The 16292-nt window shown below is 60.1% G+C and carries 15 protein-coding genes; 6 read left to right on the forward strand and 9 right to left on the reverse strand.

The genetic code is table 11. The features are described 5' to 3' along the window. The first annotated feature begins 104 nt into the window (after positions 1–104). From AB4P97_RS25485 to AB4P97_RS25495, 3 genes are all read left to right on the forward strand, one after another. On the forward strand, positions 105–2039 hold the full coding sequence (locus tag AB4P97_RS25485) for an ATP-dependent DNA helicase RecQ (protein WP_395601770.1): 1935 nt from the start codon (positions 105–107) through the stop codon (positions 2037–2039). A 228-nt stretch (positions 2040–2267) separates the two neighbouring features. Continuing rightward, complete coding sequence (locus AB4P97_RS25490) at positions 2268–3494, forward strand: 3-hydroxyacyl-CoA dehydrogenase (protein ID WP_261736192.1); 1227 nt, start codon at positions 2268–2270, stop codon at positions 3492–3494. 152 nt (positions 3495–3646) lie between these two features. Next, positions 3647–4078, forward strand: a complete 432-nt coding sequence (locus AB4P97_RS25495; protein ID WP_395601771.1) for an acyl-CoA thioesterase — start codon at positions 3647–3649, stop codon at positions 4076–4078. A gap of 53 nt (positions 4079–4131) precedes the next feature. On the opposite strand, the gene AB4P97_RS25500 is transcribed toward AB4P97_RS25495, so the two are convergent. From AB4P97_RS25500 to AB4P97_RS25515, 4 genes are all read right to left on the reverse strand, one after another. Further along, positions 4132–4614 (reverse strand): glycine zipper domain-containing protein, encoded by a 483-nt coding sequence (locus AB4P97_RS25500; protein WP_200614135.1) that lies wholly within the window; start codon positions 4612–4614, stop codon positions 4132–4134. Positions 4615–4965: 351 nt separating this feature from the next. Beyond that, on the reverse strand, positions 4966–7314 hold the full coding sequence (locus AB4P97_RS25505) for an FdhF/YdeP family oxidoreductase (protein WP_115146039.1): 2349 nt from the start codon (positions 7312–7314) through the stop codon (positions 4966–4968). Then, positions 7311–8150 carry a formate dehydrogenase accessory sulfurtransferase FdhD gene (gene fdhD / locus AB4P97_RS25510; protein WP_042557152.1) on the reverse strand — a complete coding sequence of 280 codons (840 nt, stop codon included), beginning with the start codon at positions 8148–8150 and terminating at the stop codon, positions 7311–7313. The genes AB4P97_RS25505 and fdhD overlap by 4 nt, the downstream gene beginning before the upstream one ends. Before the next feature lie 92 nt (positions 8151–8242). Then, positions 8243–9130 carry a LysR substrate-binding domain-containing protein gene (locus AB4P97_RS25515; protein ID WP_395601772.1) on the reverse strand — a complete coding sequence of 296 codons (888 nt, stop codon included), beginning with the start codon at positions 9128–9130 and terminating at the stop codon, positions 8243–8245. A gap of 139 nt (positions 9131–9269) precedes the next feature. On the opposite strand from AB4P97_RS25515, the gene lysM reads away from it, so the two are divergent. Beyond that, positions 9270–9710, forward strand: coding sequence for a peptidoglycan-binding protein LysM (lysM, locus tag AB4P97_RS25520; RefSeq protein WP_042557154.1), 441 nt, complete (start codon positions 9270–9272; stop codon positions 9708–9710). Positions 9711–9803: 93 nt separating this feature from the next. Here the strand turns inward: lysM and yrfG are convergent, their stop codons facing one another. Continuing rightward, entirely contained in the window at positions 9804–10466 is a 663-nt protein-coding gene (gene yrfG, locus AB4P97_RS25525; RefSeq protein WP_042557155.1) for a GMP/IMP nucleotidase, read from the reverse strand. Positions 10467–10554: 88 nt separating this feature from the next. On the opposite strand from yrfG, the gene nudE reads away from it, so the two are divergent. Continuing rightward, complete coding sequence (gene nudE / locus AB4P97_RS25530; protein ID WP_042557156.1) at positions 10555–11121, forward strand: ADP compounds hydrolase NudE; 567 nt, start codon at positions 10555–10557, stop codon at positions 11119–11121. A gap of 11 nt (positions 11122–11132) precedes the next feature. Beyond that, positions 11133–11960 (forward strand): 3'(2'),5'-bisphosphate nucleotidase CysQ, encoded by an 828-nt coding sequence (gene cysQ, locus AB4P97_RS25535; protein ID WP_042557157.1) that lies wholly within the window; start codon positions 11133–11135, stop codon positions 11958–11960. Positions 11961–12045: 85 nt separating this feature from the next. Here cysQ and AB4P97_RS25540 read toward each other — a convergent pair whose 3' ends face one another. The 4 genes from AB4P97_RS25540 to rfbC are packed head-to-tail and all read right to left on the reverse strand — an operon-like array spanning position 12046 to position 16273. Continuing rightward, on the reverse strand, positions 12046–12501 hold the full coding sequence (locus AB4P97_RS25540) for a YiiD C-terminal domain-containing protein (protein WP_042557158.1): 456 nt from the start codon (positions 12499–12501) through the stop codon (positions 12046–12048). Further along, the gene (locus AB4P97_RS25545; protein WP_042557159.1) at positions 12498–13880 is read right to left on the reverse strand and encodes a sigma-54 dependent transcriptional regulator; all 1383 of its coding nucleotides are present in this window, start codon (positions 13878–13880) and stop codon (positions 12498–12500) included. The genes AB4P97_RS25540 and AB4P97_RS25545 overlap by 4 nt, the downstream gene beginning before the upstream one ends. Continuing rightward, a complete protein-coding gene (locus AB4P97_RS25550; protein WP_042557160.1) occupies positions 13877–15685 on the reverse strand; it encodes an ATP-binding protein in 1809 nt (602 codons plus the stop codon). The genes AB4P97_RS25545 and AB4P97_RS25550 overlap by 4 nt, the downstream gene beginning before the upstream one ends. Before the next feature lie 42 nt (positions 15686–15727). Further along, entirely contained in the window at positions 15728–16273 is a 546-nt protein-coding gene (rfbC, locus tag AB4P97_RS25555; protein ID WP_395601773.1) for a dTDP-4-dehydrorhamnose 3,5-epimerase, read from the reverse strand. Positions 16274–16292: the final 19 nt, after the last annotated feature.

Consider the following 16292-nt stretch of genomic DNA (forward strand, 5'->3'; position numbering starts at 1 on the left):
ATCGCTGTATCATTCCGTATCGATTTGGCCCCCGACCTTTTCTCGACTCGCTGCGATCGCCCGCTAGGCTGTTGGCATGGCAGCAGTCAAAGGAGTGACAGCGAATGCACAACACCCTGGAACAGGTTTTTGGTTATCCACAGTTCCGACCCGGACAAGAGGCCGCGATCAGCGCGGTGTTGGCCGGACGCTCGGCAGCGGCGATTTTTCCCACAGGTTCCGGCAAGTCCCTTTGCTATCAATTGTCGGCACTGATGCTGCCGAATCTGACGCTGGTGGTCTCGCCGCTGCTGGCGTTGATGCAGGATCAATTGGCGTTCCTGCAACGCCATGGCATTGCGGCGGGCAGTATTGATTCGGCGCAAAGCCGCGATGATGCCAATGACGTGATGGCCCGCGCCCGATCAGGTGAATTGAAGATCCTGATGATCTCCGTGGAGCGGCTGAAAAACGAACGCTTCCGCAACTTCTTGCAGCAGGTGCCGATCTCGCTGCTGGTCGTGGATGAGGCGCATTGCATCTCCGAGTGGGGACACAATTTCCGCCCGGACTACCTCAAGCTGCCGGACTACCAACGGCAGCTCAACATCCCGCAAACCTTGCTGCTGACTGCCACGGCAACGCCGAAAGTCATCACCGACATGCAGGCTAAATTTGCCATCGCCGCCGCAGACGTGGTGACCACCGGTTTCTATCGGCCCAACCTCAATCTGCTGGTGGAACCGGTGCGCGGCCAGGACAAGCGTCGGCGCCTGGTGGAGTGGATGGCTGAGCGTCCGGGTCAGCCGAGCATTGTCTACGTCACCTTGCAGAAAACCGCCGAACACATTGCCGAGCACCTGGAGCGTAACGGCATTCAGGCCGAGGCTTACCACGCCGGTTTACCGCATGATAAGCGCGAGGCGATCCAGAAACGCTTCATGGCCGGGCAGTCCAATTGCATCGTCGCGACCATCGCTTTCGGCATGGGCATCGACAAGAGCGACATCCGCAATGTGGTGCACTTCGACCTGCCCAAATCCATCGAAAACTACAGCCAGGAAATAGGCCGCGCGGGGCGTGACGGGCAGCCGTCGGATTGTCTGGTGCTGGCCAATCGCGACAGCCTCAACGTGCTGGAAAACTTCGTTTACGGCGACACACCGGAGCGCGATGGCATTCGCTATGTGCTCGACGAGTTGAAAGCCTCGGTGCCGGAAGGTCAGTGGGAGTTTCTGCTCGGTCCGCTCGCGGATCAAAGCAATATCCGCGCGTTGCCGCTCAAGACATTGCTGGTGCAATTGGAGTTGCGCGGCCTTATCGCGCCGCGCTACGCGTACTACGCCGAATACCGTTTCAAATACTTGCTGGAGCCGGACGCGCTGCTCGAACGTTTCGAGGGCGAACGCAGGGAGTTCGTCGCGGCAATCATCCAGACGTCGAACCGTGCGCGAACCTGGGCAACCGTGAATTTCGAGGCGATGTACACGCAATATTCGGCAGAGCGAAATCGGGTGGTGAAGGCGCTGGATTATTTCCAGGAGAAGGGCTGGGTCGAGCTTGAGAGCAAGCAGATGACCGAGGTCTACAGCGTGCTGCAGAGCGACTTTGACAGCGGCGTGTTGAGCGCTGAACTGCATGAATACTTCACCCGCCACGAGCAGGCTGAAGTCGCGCGGATTCACGCCATGCTTGAGGTGTTCGCCACTGAGCGCTGCCTGGGTTATCGCCTGGCCGAGTATTTCGGCGACCGCAATGCGCCAGAGCGCTGTGGGCATTGTTCGGTGTGTCATGGGCATGTCGCGCGGTTGCCGGAACCCCCGCAATTGCCGCCGCTTGTGGATAAAAACTTTGCAGCGCTGTGCGGCGACTTTATCCACAAGCACGAGCAGCACACCGGCAACGTACCCACGGCGGAACGGCTGACGCGGTTTCTGTGCGGGATCAGCGTGCCGCTGTTTACCAAGCTCAAGGCGCGGACGATTTCCGGGTATGCGGCGTTGGAAGACTATCCCTACGCCGAGGTGCGCCATTGGGCTGACAACCATTTGCTCGACTGAACCGGGAATCCTGTGGGAGCGAACCTGCTCGCGAAGGCGTCAGGTCATTCGGTATTGCGTTGCATGGCACACCGCTTTCGCGAGCGGGCTCGCTCCCACAGGGATTGCGGTGATCTATGAGAGCTGCATCCATCCGCTGAATGTCGATCATCACGGTAATAAACTTCAAAAAGCGTCGTTGGCTGACTATGGTGAGACCAGTCTTTGGATCGCCAACAAGAGAACAACATGAGCCAGACATCTTTCGATATTCAGCAGGCAGCGGTGATTGGTGCGGGCACGATGGGGCGTGGCATTGTCATGTGTCTGGCCAATGCCGGTGTGTCGGTGCAATGGGTGGACACCAATCCACAGATGCTCGAACAGGCGCTCGCAACCGTGGCCGAGACTTATGCACATAACGTGCGTCAGGGCCGGATTGATCAGGCCGAGGCTGATGCGCGTTTGGCCCGGGTCAGCGCTGCGGCGGATTACGCAGAGATCCGCAATGCCGATCTGGTGATCGAGGCGGTGTACGAAAACCTCGAACTCAAGCAGAAGATCTTTCGTGAACTGGATGGCTTGCTCAAGCCGCAAGCGCTGTTGGCGAGTAACACTTCGGCACTGGATATCGATGCAATAGCTGCGGCGACCAAGCGGCCTGAGCAAGTGTTGGGTCTGCATTTCTTCAGCCCCGCGCACATCATGAAACTGCTGGAAATCGTTCGCGGTGCACAGACCTCGCAGGCAGCACTGGACGCTGCGCTGATACTGGGCAAGCGCATGGGCAAGGTCAGTGTGGTATCGGGCAACTGCCACGGTTTCATCGGTAACCGCATGCTGCATCCGTATGTCCTGGAGGCACGCAAGATGCTGCTTGAAGGCGCTTATCCACAGCAGGTCGATGCGGCGCTACAGGGATTCGGTTTTGCCATGGGGCCGTTCCGCATGTACGACGTGGTCGGCATCGATCTGGAATGGCGCGCTCGTGAGCTGGCCGGCAAGGGCCAGGATGCCCCGGAGATTCAGGTTGATAACCGCCTGTGCGAAATGGGCCGGTTCGGTCAGAAGTCTGGTAATGGTTATTACCACTACGAGCCGGGCAGTCGTCAGGCAGAGCATGACCCGGAGGTCGATGCGCTGGTGTTGCGTGTCAGTGAGGGTTTGGGTTTCCAGCGCCGTGAAATCGGCCCGGAGGAGATTCTGGAGCGCTGCTTGCTGGCACTGGTCAACGAAGGCGCGAAGATTCTGCAGGAAGGCATTGCCGAGTCGGCGCATGACATCGATCTGGTGTACCTGAACGGTTATGGCTTTGCGGCGGACAAGGGCGGGCCGATGGCCTGGGCGGATCAGCAGGGGCTTGCAGATATTCATCAGCGGCTGCTGGCGCTGGAGACGCGGCAGGGTGATCAGTGGAAACCGGCAAGGCTGATTGGTGAGTTGGCGGCGCAAGGGAAGGGGTTTGCTGACCGTTGAATGACGTGGCGCCTGTGCTGGCGCCTTCGCGAGCAGGCTCGCTCCCACAGTGGGTTTGTTTGGTTCGCAGATCCCGACCTCACTGAAGAACCTTGTGGGAGCGAGACGCTTTTAAATCAGACTGGCCACTTACCTTCAGGAATCGAAAATTGATGTCCAACCCGACCCCTCAACGCACCGACTACCCGCATTTCCAGCCCATTACCACGCGCTGGCATGACAACGATGCCTACGGCCACGTCAATAACGTCACCTACTACAGCTTCTTCGACACCGCGGTGAACACCTATCTGATCCAGGTCGGTGGTCTGGATATCCATGACGGTGAGGTGGTGGGGTTCGTGGTCAGTTCGGCGTGCGATTACTTCGCCTCGATTGCTTTCCCGGACTTGATCGAGATCGGCTTGCGGGTCGGCAAGTTGGGCAACAGTTCGGTGCAGTACGAATTGGCGGTGTTCAAGGTCGGCGAGAGCGAAGCGTGTGCGGCGGGGCGCTTTGTTCATGTGTTCGTGGATCGTACGACCAATCAGCCCACGCCGATTCCTGCCGGACTGCGGCATGCACTGGAATACTTAGTGGTATAACAGGCAAAAAAAATCGCAGCCCTCGGGCTGCGATTTTTTTTCAAGCATTCGCCTTAACGATGGCGAGAGTACTTGTGGTGCTTGCGATGGCCATAGGCATGGCCGCGACCACGGTGGTCGTCGCGATAGTAGCGACGGTCGTCGTGACGGCGATCATAGCGACGATCATCGTCATCGCTCTTGTTGCCCATGTAGTTACCCAGCGCGCCGCCGGCGCCGCCACCTGCTGCGGAACCGATCAGGCTGCCGGTAGTGCCGCCCATGCTGCGGCCAACCACGTTACCGCCGGCTGCGCCCAACGCACCGCCGATAGCGGCTTCGCCACGGCTGCGTTTGTCTGCGCCGACCGCGCTACCACCCGCGCCGCCCAAGGCTGCGCCGATGGTGGAACCTGTATTGCCGCCTAAAGACTGACCGACGACCGAGCCAAGAACCCCGCCCAATGCGCCGCCCACACCTGCTTCGGTGGTGCCGCCTGCGGACGCAAAACCACTGACCAGGCCAAGGGACAACAAGAGAATCGAGGAGAACTTCATAGAGGAGCCTCAAAGGGATGACGGCGCCGATCCTGAGGCTGTGCAACACGCGTGACAATCGAAATCCGACGAATAACACGACTTGTATACAATTACGCAAGTTACTGTTTTAACTACGGAACTTAAGCGATTTTCGCCGGTCTTTAACTACTTCGGACAGGCCGCTTTTGTGAAAAAGCGGCCTTTTTTGTGGGCGATGGAAATGTGTAGCGGCGTAGAAGTGCGTTAAATGTTCGACCGCTTTCGCGAGCAGGCTCGCTCCCACATTGGACCGCGTTTCTTATGCCGGAATGCGCTCAACTGTTGGAGCGAGCCTGCTCGCGAAGGGGCCAGTCCAGTCACTCTTTAAGTTTAAGCAGACTTGGCCATGATCAACCCGGTCTCACTCGCCGCTTCCAGCCGAATCGCGATGAACTTCGAGGTCGGCGTATGGCTGCCGTCGCCAGTGCTTTCCAGCGGCACCAGTGGATTCACTTCCGGGTAATACGCAGCGGCCTGGCCGGCAGGGATATCAAACGCCAGCAGTGTGAAGCCCTTCACCCGACGCTCGCGCCCATCGTCCCAGATCGAAACGATGTCAGCCTTCTGCCCCGGACGGAAGCCCAGGCGAATAATGTCGGCCTCGTTGGCGAACAGCACATCGCGCTGGCCCTTCACCCCGCGATAACGGTCGTCGAGGCCATAAATCGTGGTGTTGTACTGATCGTGCGAACGCATCGATTGCAGGATCAGATCCGGCAACTGACCGGTGGCGCGGGTACGTTCGTGGACCAGGTCTTTGGGCAGCAGATTCGCGCGGAAATTGGCGCGGCCCGACGGCGTGTTCCACTTGCGTGCACCGGCGCTGTTGCCGAGGTAGAAACCACCCGGATTCTTGATCTTTTCGTTGAATTCCTTGAAACCCGGGATGGTGTCGGCGATCAGCTCGCGGATACGCCCGTAATCGGCCACCAGCCAGTTCCAGTCCACCGGTTTGCTGCCAAGGGTCGCGGCAGCGATGCCAGCGATGATCGACGGCTCTGAACGCATCTGGTTCGAAAGCGGCTGCAACTGACCGTTGGAGGCGTGAACCATGCTGAACGAGTCTTCCACGGTGACCGCTTGCGGGCCTTCAGTCTGGATGTCGATGTCGGTGCGACCGAAGCACGGCAGGATCAAGGCGTCTTTACCGTGAGCCAGGTGGCTACGGTTGAGTTTGGTGCTGATCTGCACGGTCAGGTCACAATTGCTCAGAGCCTCGAACGTGCGCGGGCTGTCCGGTGTGGCTTGGGCAAAGTTGCCGCCCAGACCGATAAACACCTTGGCGCGGCCCTCGGCCATGGCGTGGATCGCCTCGACCACGTTGTGCCCGTTGTGACGTGGCACCTTGAACTGGAAGCGACGCTCCAGCGAATCAAGGAACGCCACGGGTGGACGCTCGTTGATACCCATCGTGCGGTCGCCCTGCACGTTACTGTGACCGCGCACCGGGCACAGACCGGCGCCGGGTTTGCCGATGTTGCCGCGCAGCAGCATCAGGTTGGCGATTTCCTGGATGGTCGGCACCGAATGGCGATGCTGGGTGATGCCCATCGCCCAGCACATGATCACGTTTTTGCCTTTGGCGTACATGCGCGCCGCTTGTTCGATCTCGACCAGGGTCAGGCCGGATTGCTCGACGATCTGCTCCCACGGCGTGTCGTCGACGACACCGAGATACTCCAGAACATTGGCACTGTGTGCATTGAGGAAGTCGTGATCGAACACCGCTGGCTCACCAGCCTTCTGCGCGTCGCGTTCCCATTGCAGAAGGAACTTGGCCATGCCGCGCAGCAGCGCCATATCGCCGCCCAATGCCGGGCGGAAGTACGCGGTATTGGTCGGTTTGTCGCCGTTGGTGAGCATTTCGATCGGGTGCTGCGGGTGCTGGAAACGTTCCAGACCACGCTCTTTGAGCGGGTTGACGCACACCACCTGAGCGCCACGCTTGACGGCTTCACGCAGGGGTTCGAGCATCCGCGGATGGTTGGTGCCGGGGTTCTGGCCCCAGACGAAAATCGCGTCGGCGTGTTCGAAGTCATCGAACGTCACGGTGCCTTTGCCGACACCGACACTCTGCGCCAACGCCACGCCGCTGGCCTCGTGGCACATGTTCGAGCAATCGGGAAAGTTGTTGGTACCGAAGGCGCGCACGAACAGCTGATACAGATACGCCGCTTCGTTGCTGGCGCGACCCGAGGTGTAGAACTCGGCTTGATCCGGGCTCGACAAGCCTTGCAGGTGTTTGGCGATCAGCGCGTAGGCATCGTCCCAGGCAATCGGTTTGTAGCGGTCGGTCTCGGCGTCGTAGGCCATTGGCTCGGTCAGACGACCCTGATATTCAAGCCAGTAATCGCTCTGCTCCAGCAACGCGGTAACGCTGTGTTTGGCGAAGAATTTTGCATCCACCCGACGCTTGGTCGCTTCCCAATTCACCGCTTTGGCGCCGTTCTCGCAGAACTTGACCATGCCGCTTTCCGGGGAATCGCCCCACGCGCAACCCGGGCAGTCGAAGCCGCCGTTCTGGTTGGTCTTGAGCATCATGCGCAGGTTTTTCAGCGCGTTGTCGCTGGTCAACCAGGCCTGGGCCACGCTGATCAGGGCACCCCAACCGCCGGCTGCGCCTTTGTAGGGCTTGTAGCGCGGGACAGGTTTCTGGTCGGCTTGATGATGTTGGCTCACGCTTGATTCTCCATCGCGGGGCTATACACCCGCGGCGCATTTTTCTGCGGCAGGTGGATGAGATTGAGGTTGTGCCGACGGGCCCATTGCACGGCAAGGCCCGTAGGTGCGGACAGGCTGACCAGGGTCTGGATGCCGGCGCGCAAAACTTTCTGGATCAATTCGAGACTGCAACGGCTGGTGACAATCGCCAGGCCGCCATCCGTGGATATTTTCTGGCGGATCAGCCCGCCGATCAGTTTGTCGAGAGCGTTGTGGCGGCCTATGTCTTCGCGCCCGAGCAGCAATTCGCCGCTGGCATTCATGAAAACCGCCGCGTGTACCGCACCGCAATGCTGGCCCAGTGGCTGGAAGGCACCGATGCGTTGGCGCAGACCGTCGAGCCATACACTGGGTGGCAACGGCGCACCGGGCAACACCTTGAGATCGGGTAGCGCCTGTTCCACCGCTTCAACGCCGCACAGTCCGCACCCGCTAGTGCCGGCCAGTTGCCGACGCTGGGTCTTGAGATTCCAGAACGCACGATTGGCGATGGTCACTTGCGCGTATTGCGCCGAACCTGCGCCAGTCAGTTGCAGGTCATAGATCTCATTGGCGTCTTCGATGATGCCGCTGCCGAGGCTGAAACCGACGATGAAGTCTTCGAGGTCGGTCGGGGTCACCAGCATGACGGCCTGGCTGATGCCGTTGTAGGCGATCGCCAACGCAACTTCCTCGGCCAGCGCGGTGCTGGCCGACTCTTCGAGAGGCAGATCGCTGTAACTGTATGTCTGACTGGCAGCAGGCGCGGGCGTTTCGCGTGCAGGCGCCGCGCAGGCTGGGCGCTTGGCGTTCATGGCATCACCAACGGTTTGATCAACGTTAAGACTAGGCGCGGCAAGATGTCGCGTCTAATCGCTAATGTTGATCTACCGATAGATGCCGTCGATCAAGACTCTCCTGGCGATTTTTGATACAGCGCAAAACAGGCCTCGGCCAGCGCTGAACGCGGGGCGCCCCGGCGCATGATGAACCCCAATCGGGCGAGGGTCTGGGCGCTTTTAATCGGCTGCAGACGCAGATCATCGGTGAGGTTTTCCAGTCCGCCGTCCAACGGCATCACCGCGCAGCAGAACCCGCCATGCACAGCTTGTAATAATTGATGCACGGCATCGGTTTGCAGCAGTGTTTGGGGCGTCAGGCCACGGCTGTGGAAATTGTGGTCGATCGACTGACGAAAGTGCATGCCGCTGGTGAGCATGCCCAGTGGCAGTTCGATCAGCGATTCCCAGGTCAACGGTGCTTCGCCGAAGGAGAAGAAACGCTGGTCATACAGCAATCCCATGCGGGTTTCGCTGAAGGCCAGGGATTCGAAGCGCTCACTGTCCAGCCGATCAAGATAGGACACGCCGATATCGATGCGGTTGTTCGCCAGTTGTTCGAGAATCTGTTCGGAACTCAGCGCCGACAATTCAAAGCGCAGGTTCGGGTGCTGCCCGTGCAGACGCTGCATCAGCGGCAACGCATCGAAACTCGACAGCGGCACCACGCCCAGGCGCAACGTACCGACCAGATTGCCGCGGCACGCTGCTGCTTCTGCCTGCAAGCCGTCATACGCCGCCAACACTGTGCGTGCCCACGCCAGCACCCGTTCGCCCGGGGCGGTGAACCCTTCGAACCGCTGACCGCGGTTGACCAGCGGCAGGTCGAGTTCTTCTTCGAGGCTACGCAGGCGCATCGACAGCGTCGGTTGCGTAATGTGACAACGCGCAGCGGCCTGGCCGAAGTGACGGGTTTCGTCGAGGGCGATGAGGAATTTCAGCTGCTTGATGTCCATCTTCGCTCCGAAGGGTGTTGGCGGGGGTGGGCGATTCTAACGCTTGTGGGGTGACAGGGTCATTGGTCGGCTTGGAACCGGGGTTGTCATTGGTGGTCTAGGCTTTGACGTCTGGAACCCAAATCAAGGAGTGTGCGCTATGAGTCTTTTTAGCTTTGTGAAAGAAGCCGGTGAGAAACTGATCGATCTGCTGACCCCGGGCAATGCCAATGCCGGTGAGCAATTGAAGGAACACATCAGCAAGGTTGGCTTGGGCAATCCGAACGTTCAGGCGACTGTGGACGGCGACAAGGTCACGGTTACCGGTGAGGTGGCGAGTCAGGAAGAGAAAGAGAAAATTCTGCTGGCCGTAGGCAATATCGAAGGCGTGGGCAGCGTTGATGACCAGATCACTGTGACCGGCCCGGTAGTGACTGCTGCGCAGTTTGTGGTGGTCAAGTCGGGTGACACGCTGAGTGCAATTTCCCTGCGTGTTTACGGCGATGCCAACAAGTATCAAAAAATCTTCGAAGCCAACAAACCGATGCTCAAAGATGTGAACAAGATCTACCCAGGGCAGACACTGCGTATTCCTGAGTAATTGCGGATAACGCTTTCGCGAGCAGGCTCGCTCCCACATTGGATTGCGTTTCAATGTGGGAGCGAGCCTGCTCTCGAATAGGGCAACTCGGTATCAGAGGCCGGTGATCAAATCCCGGTAATCATCGACCGCCGCAAACTCGGCGGTGTCCCTCGGGCCTTTGCGGCTGTCCGGTTCCTTGATGGCCAACAGGTGCGCCACGCCAAAATCCCGCGCACTGCGCAGAATGGGCAGGGTGTCGTCAATGAACAGACTGCGCGCCGGATCAAAATCTATATCGGCCTGCAACGCATCCCAGAATTGCGGATTTTCCTTCGGAAAACCGTAGTCATGCGAGCTGATCAATCGCTCGAAATAGGGCGCCAGTTCAATCCGCTCCAGCTTCAACGACAGCGAATCACGGTGCGCATTGGTGATCATGATCACCCGTTTGCCGGCGCGTTTTATCGCTTCAAGAAAGGTGTCGGCGTCGGTGCGCAAGGCGATCAGGTGCGCGGTCTCTTGCTTCAACTCACGCACTGACAATTTCAGTTCGCTGCTCCAGAAATCCAGGCAGTACCACTGCAACTGACCGGCATGGCGCTCGAACAACGGCTGCAACTCCATCTCGGCCATGGCGCGGCTGACCCCGTGCAGTTCGGCGTAGCGCTGGGGCAGGTGTTCCAGCCAGAAATGGTTGTCGAAGTGCAAATCCAGCAGCGTGCCGTCCATGTCCAGAAGAACGGTATCGATGTCGGACCAGGGTAGTGAAGGCATGGCAACGTCTCGAGCGGTAGAAAGATATCCGACGTAAACAATCGGGAAAGCCGCGTTATAGTAGCGCGTTCACGCCAAGGAGCTTTGCATGCGCCAGAAACCCACCGTACTTGCCCGCGAGATCGTCGCCACCAGTCGCCTGTTTTGCGTCGAAGAGCTCAAGCTGCGTTTTTCCAACGGTGTGGAACGCACCTATGAGCGTCTGGTGGGCAAGGGTGCCGGATATGGCGCTGTGATGATCGTGGCAATGCTCGATGCCGAGCACGCTGTGTTGGTCGAGGAATATTGCGGCGGTACTGACGAGTACGAATTGTCCCTGCCCAAAGGCCTTATCGAACCCGGTGAAGACGTGCTGGCAGCGGCCGAGCGTGAGCTTAAGGAAGAGGCCGGTTTTGGCGCGCGGCAACTGGAGCATCTGACTGAACTGTCGCTGTCACCCGGTTACATGAGCCAGAAGATTCAGGTGGTGCTGGCCACCGAGCTGTACGAAGAACGTCTGGAGGGCGACGAGCCTGAGCCAATGCGGGTCGACAAGGTCAACCTGCGTGAACTGTCGGCGCTGGCATTGAATCCGCAATTCACCGAAGGGCGTGCCTTGGCGGCGTTGTACCTGGCGCGTGATTTGCTGAGCCAGCGCGGTGCCTTTCAACTATGAGTGAGCAATTGATGAACTTTCCCCATCCGTTGATGGCGCCAGTAATTGCGCTGGCGTTGAAGGCTGGCGAGGCAATTTTGCCGTTCTGGCGGTCAGGCGTTGAAGTCACCGCCAAGTCAGATGAATCACCTGTGACCGCTGCAGATCTGGCCGCGCACCATGTGATCGTGGATGGATTGATCGCGCTGGATCCGAGTATTCCGGTGCTGTCCGAAGAGGACGCAAGTATCGCGCAAAGCATACGCGCCGGCTGGCAGCGTTGGTGGCTGGTAGATCCGCTGGATGGCACCAAGGAGTTCATCAGCGGCAGTGAGGAATTCACCGTCAATATTGCGTTGATCGAAAACGGTCGCGTGGTATTCGGTGTGGTGTCGATGCCGACCAACGGTCGTTACTACGTTGGGGGTGCCGGGCTCGGTGCCTGGCGCTGTGACGAGGGCGGTACTCCGGTTGCGATTCAGGTGCGTGACGTGCCGGGGCCGGGCGAAGCGTTCACCGTAGTAGCCAGTCGTCGGCATTCCAGTCCCGAGCAGGAGCGCCTGCTGGCCGGGTTGAGCGCGAGCCTGGGTGAGCTGCAATTGGCCAATATTGGCAGTTCGTTGAAGTTTTGCCTGTTGGCCGAAGGGGCGGCGGATTGCTATCCGCGACTGGCGCCGACTTCGCAGTGGGACACGGCGGCGGCCCAAGGCGTGCTGGAAGGGGCGGGCGGTGAGGTGCTGGATTTGCAGGGCGAAGCGTTCTGTTATCCGGCGCGGGAATCGTTGCTGAATGAGTTCTTTCTGGCGCTGCCAGCGAAGGCGGCGTGGCGGACGAGGTTGTTGGAGTTGGCCCGAGGTTAATAGCAAAAGATCGCAGCCTGCGGCAGCTCCTACACAGGATTTCGCATTTCCCTGTAGGAGCTGCCGGAGGCTGCGATCTTTTGCTTTAGCGGTGCAACACGTACTGCCCGCTAAACGTCACCGCATCCTCGTCACTCCCGGCATTGACGATCCGCGTATTCAGCGTCAACCGCGCCCGGCCGTAACGCTGATACATCGCCAGAAATTTCTTCCACACCGTCGCATCCGGCGCCGGGCAAATCGCTGTTGCATCCCCCGTCACTGGCAGCGGATAACTGATTTGCCCTTCCTGAATCACGATGTGGCCGTCGATGATCCCTTCTTCCTTCAAGCGCAAATGCAACCAGCCCCAACCCGCCAGCACCGCGCCGCAATAGAGGCTGCCGCCGAACATGGTGCTTTTGTGATTGACGTTGGGCTCCAAAGGCAAATGCAGACTCAATTGCTGAGCCTGCCAGTCGAGTACCTTGATGCCCATGTCCCGGGTCAGGGGAATATCGCGATGCAGCACCGACTCCAGATAGTGAGTGTCCGGGTTCATTCGTTCTCCTCCCCATGGCTGTTGTCGCCGAAGTTGAGGCCGTGTTTGCGCAGTTTGTCGTGCAGGGTCTTGCGCGGTATGCCCAGTGCTTCGGCAAGACTGCGTACCGAGCCGTGGGTGCGCGCCAGTTCGGCGGCGATCAACGATTTCTCGAAGTTTTCCACTTGCTCGCTGAGCCCGCCGCCAGTGATTTGGACTGTGGCGCCGCCGCCCTCGACGCCGCTGTTATCCAGCGCCAGTTCAAGGCCCAGCGCAAAGCGTTCGGCCGCGTTTTGCAACTCTCGCACGTTACCCGGCCAGGTATGGCGCAGGAGCAGGGCGCGCTGCGCCGGTTGCAGTTCGTGGGGGGGCAAGCCGTGGCGGGCGCTGGCTTCATCGGCGTAATACTGGAACAGCATCAACGCATCTTCGCCACGCTCGCGTAGCGGCGGTATGCGCAGCGGCGCGACATTGAGGCGGTAATACAAATCTGCACGGAAACGGCCCTGATCGGCAGCCTGGCGCAGGTCTTCCTTGGTGGCGGCGATGACGCGGATATCCAGCGGGATCAGTTGATTGCCGCCCAGGCGTTCGACGACTCGTTCCTGCAGCATGCGCAGCAGTTTCACTTGCACATCCAGGCTCATGCTTTCGATTTCATCGAGGAACAAGGTGCCGCCGTTGGCGAATTCGAACTTGCCGATACGGCGTTTTTGCGCGCCGGTGAACGCGCCCGGCTCATGGCCGAACAGCTCGCTTTCCACCACCGATTCGGCCAGCGCGCCGGCATTGATCGCCACAAACGGCCCGTTGCGACGGCTCGACAGGTCATGCAGCGCACGGGCCACAACCTCTTTGCCAGCGCCGGTTTCGCCGAGGATCAGCACGTCAGCCCGGGTCGCCGCCAGCGCGCCGATCTGCTCGCGCAGGCGCAGCATCGGCTGCGAATGGCCGACCAGTCGCGTGCTCAATTCGTTGCGATCGCTGAGGGCCAGACGCAGGCTGCGGTTGTCCAGCACCAGGCGGCGCAGGGCCAGCGCACGGCGCACGCTGTCGAGCAGGGCGTCGCTGGCGAAGGGTTTCTCAAGGAAGTCGTATGCTCCGGCGCGCATCGCCTGCACGGCGAGCGGCACATCGCCGTGGCCGGTGATCAGCAGCACCGGCAGCTCTGGGTCCTGAGCGTGCAGTTCGCTCAATAATTCCAGACCGTCCATGCCCGGCATGCGGATGTCACTGACAACCACACCCGGCCAGTCGCGTTCCAGTTGTCCGGCCAGGCCCTTGGCTTCGGACAGCGGCAGGATTTTCAGCCCGGCCAGATCCAGTGTCTGGCCCAAGGCCTGACGCAGGTGCGGATCGTCGTCGATCAACACCACCTGAATGCGATTGTCGATGGTCATGCACTTCGATCCTCGGACGGTTGCAGGCTGACCCCGGGCGCACCGGCACGCAGCCGCAGGGTTATCAAGGCGCCACCTTGCTTGTGGTTGGCGAACGACAGTTCACCACCGAAGGCGCGCATCAGGGTTTCACAAATCGCCAGGCCCAGACCCAGACCCTGGGTGCGCGTCTTGGTCGTGTAGAAAGGCTCGCTGGCGCGGCCGAGGGCTTCCATGCAGAAACCCGGACCGTTGTCGCGAATGTACAGGTTGACGCCATCGGCCGTGGATTCGGCACTCAGCCACAGTTTTCGCGGCGGACCTTTTTCGGTGAGGGCGTCGAGGGCGTTGGCCAGCAGATTGCCGAGCACTTGGCGCAGGCGGGTTTCCCCGGCCTCGACCCACAAGGTGGCGGCGGGCAGGTCGCGGATCAACTCGACTTCCATGCTCCGTCGACGTTTGGCCAGCAAGGCCAGCGCATCATCCAGCGCCGGTTGCAGGGCAACGCTTTCCGGGGCGTGCCGATCGCGGCGGGCGAAGGCGCGCAGATGGGCGATGATCGAAGCCATGCGCCCGGTCAACTCGCTGATCAGCTTGAGGTTGCCGCGCGCCTCTTCGGTGCGTTGATGATCGAGCAACACTTCGGCGTTTTCCGCGTAGCTGCGGATCGCCGCGAGAGGCTGATTGAGTTCATGGCTGATGCTCGCCGACATCGTGCCCAGCGCCGACAATTTGCCGGCTTGTACCAGATCGTCCTGAGCGCGCACCAATTCCTGCTGCGCCTGTTCACGCTCCAGCACTTCCTGCTTCAGACGACGGTTGAGGCCTTCGAGGTCGCTGGTGCGTTCGGCGACCCGGCCTTCCAGTTCCCGCCGCGCCTTGGCTTCGAAGGCGATGCGTTCCAGATAGTGGCGGCTGCGCTGCATCATCAGACCCACCAGCAACATCACCACCAACAGCGTGGCGCCGCCGATGGCGACCACCGTGCGCACCGGCCGGTCGATCAGCGTGCGCGGCGCGAGGATGCTGACGCTCCAGCCGGTTTCGGCGATGTCGTGGGTTTGTGTCAGCCAGGCGTCGGTGTTGAGATTCAGCGGCCGGGGTTCGCGGGTCGGGTAGGGCTGGATCGCCGTAATCGCCAAGCGCTCGGCATCGCTCAAGACGCGGGTCGAGCGAAAGCGCCATTCCGGGCGTGACGTGAGGATGACCACGCCGTTGTTGTCGGTCACCAGCAGTTGTTCCGGCGTTTTGCCCCACAGGCTTTCGGTGTGATCGAGATCGACCTTGATCACCAGGACGCCGATGATTTTTTCACCGTTGCGCACGGCAGCGGCGAAGAAGTAACCGCGTTTGGCCGACGTGGTGCCGAGACCGAAGAACCGTCCAAGACGCCCGGCCATGGCTTCGCTGAAATACGGGCGGAAGGAGAAATTACGGCCGACGAAGCTGTCGTGTTTGTCCCAATTCGACGCCGCCAGTGTTTGCCCGGAGGTGTCCATCAGGTACATCACTTCGGCACCGGTTTGGGCCGAGATGTTTTTCAACAGACGATTGGCATTGCCTTGGGTGACGCCATCGTCCGGCGCTCCGAGCACGGCGCGCAGGGCTGGCAGGTCGCCGAGGATCTGCGGCAATACTTCATAGCGGTGCAGGGTGCCCAGCAGGTTGGCGACGTACAGGTCGAGGGTCTGGCGGTTCTGTCCGGCCAGTTCGCTGCGGTAATAGCGCTCGGCCAGATGTTCCAGCGGCCACAGCAGTGGCGCCAGACACAATGCCAGCAGGGCGAGGCTGCGCCAGCGGGGGCTGCGGGGGAGAGGTGGTTTCATATGCCGGATGCGCCTGTAGTGACAGGCGCATTATGCCCGGCCTCAGGAAAAGACGTCAGCGTCCTTGAACAACACTGCCGCCTGATCTTTCGCTGACAACTTTGGTGCTTCGTCCAGTTGCCAGTCGATGCCAAGATCAGGGTCATCCCAGCGAATGCTGCGCTCGGACGAGGGGTCGTAGTAGTTAGTGGTCTTGTAGAGGAACTCGGCGAACTCGCTCAATACCACGAAACCATGGGCGAAACCTTCCGGCACCCACAGCTGACGATGATTCTCAGCCGACAGGCGCACCGCTACCGACTTGCCGAAGTGTGGCGAGCTGCGGCGAATGTCCACGGCCACATCAAGTACTTCACCGACAGTGACGCGCACCAGTTTGCCTTGGGTGTTTTCCAGTTGGTAATGCAGGCCACGCAGCACGCCCTTCTGTGAGCGCGAATGGTTGTCTTGCACGAATTGGGTATCCAGACCTGTCGCGTCCTGGAACGCCTTGGCGTTGAAGCTCTCGTAAAAGAAACCGCGCTCGTCACCAAACACCTTCGGTTCGATGATCAGAACACCTGGCAAATCGGTGGTGATTACATTCATGGGGGTTTCCATAGATAAG

It is taken from the genome of Pseudomonas sp. A1230 (assembly GCF_044218825.1).
Taxonomy (GTDB): Bacteria; Pseudomonadota; Gammaproteobacteria; order Pseudomonadales; family Pseudomonadaceae; genus Aquipseudomonas; species Aquipseudomonas iridis.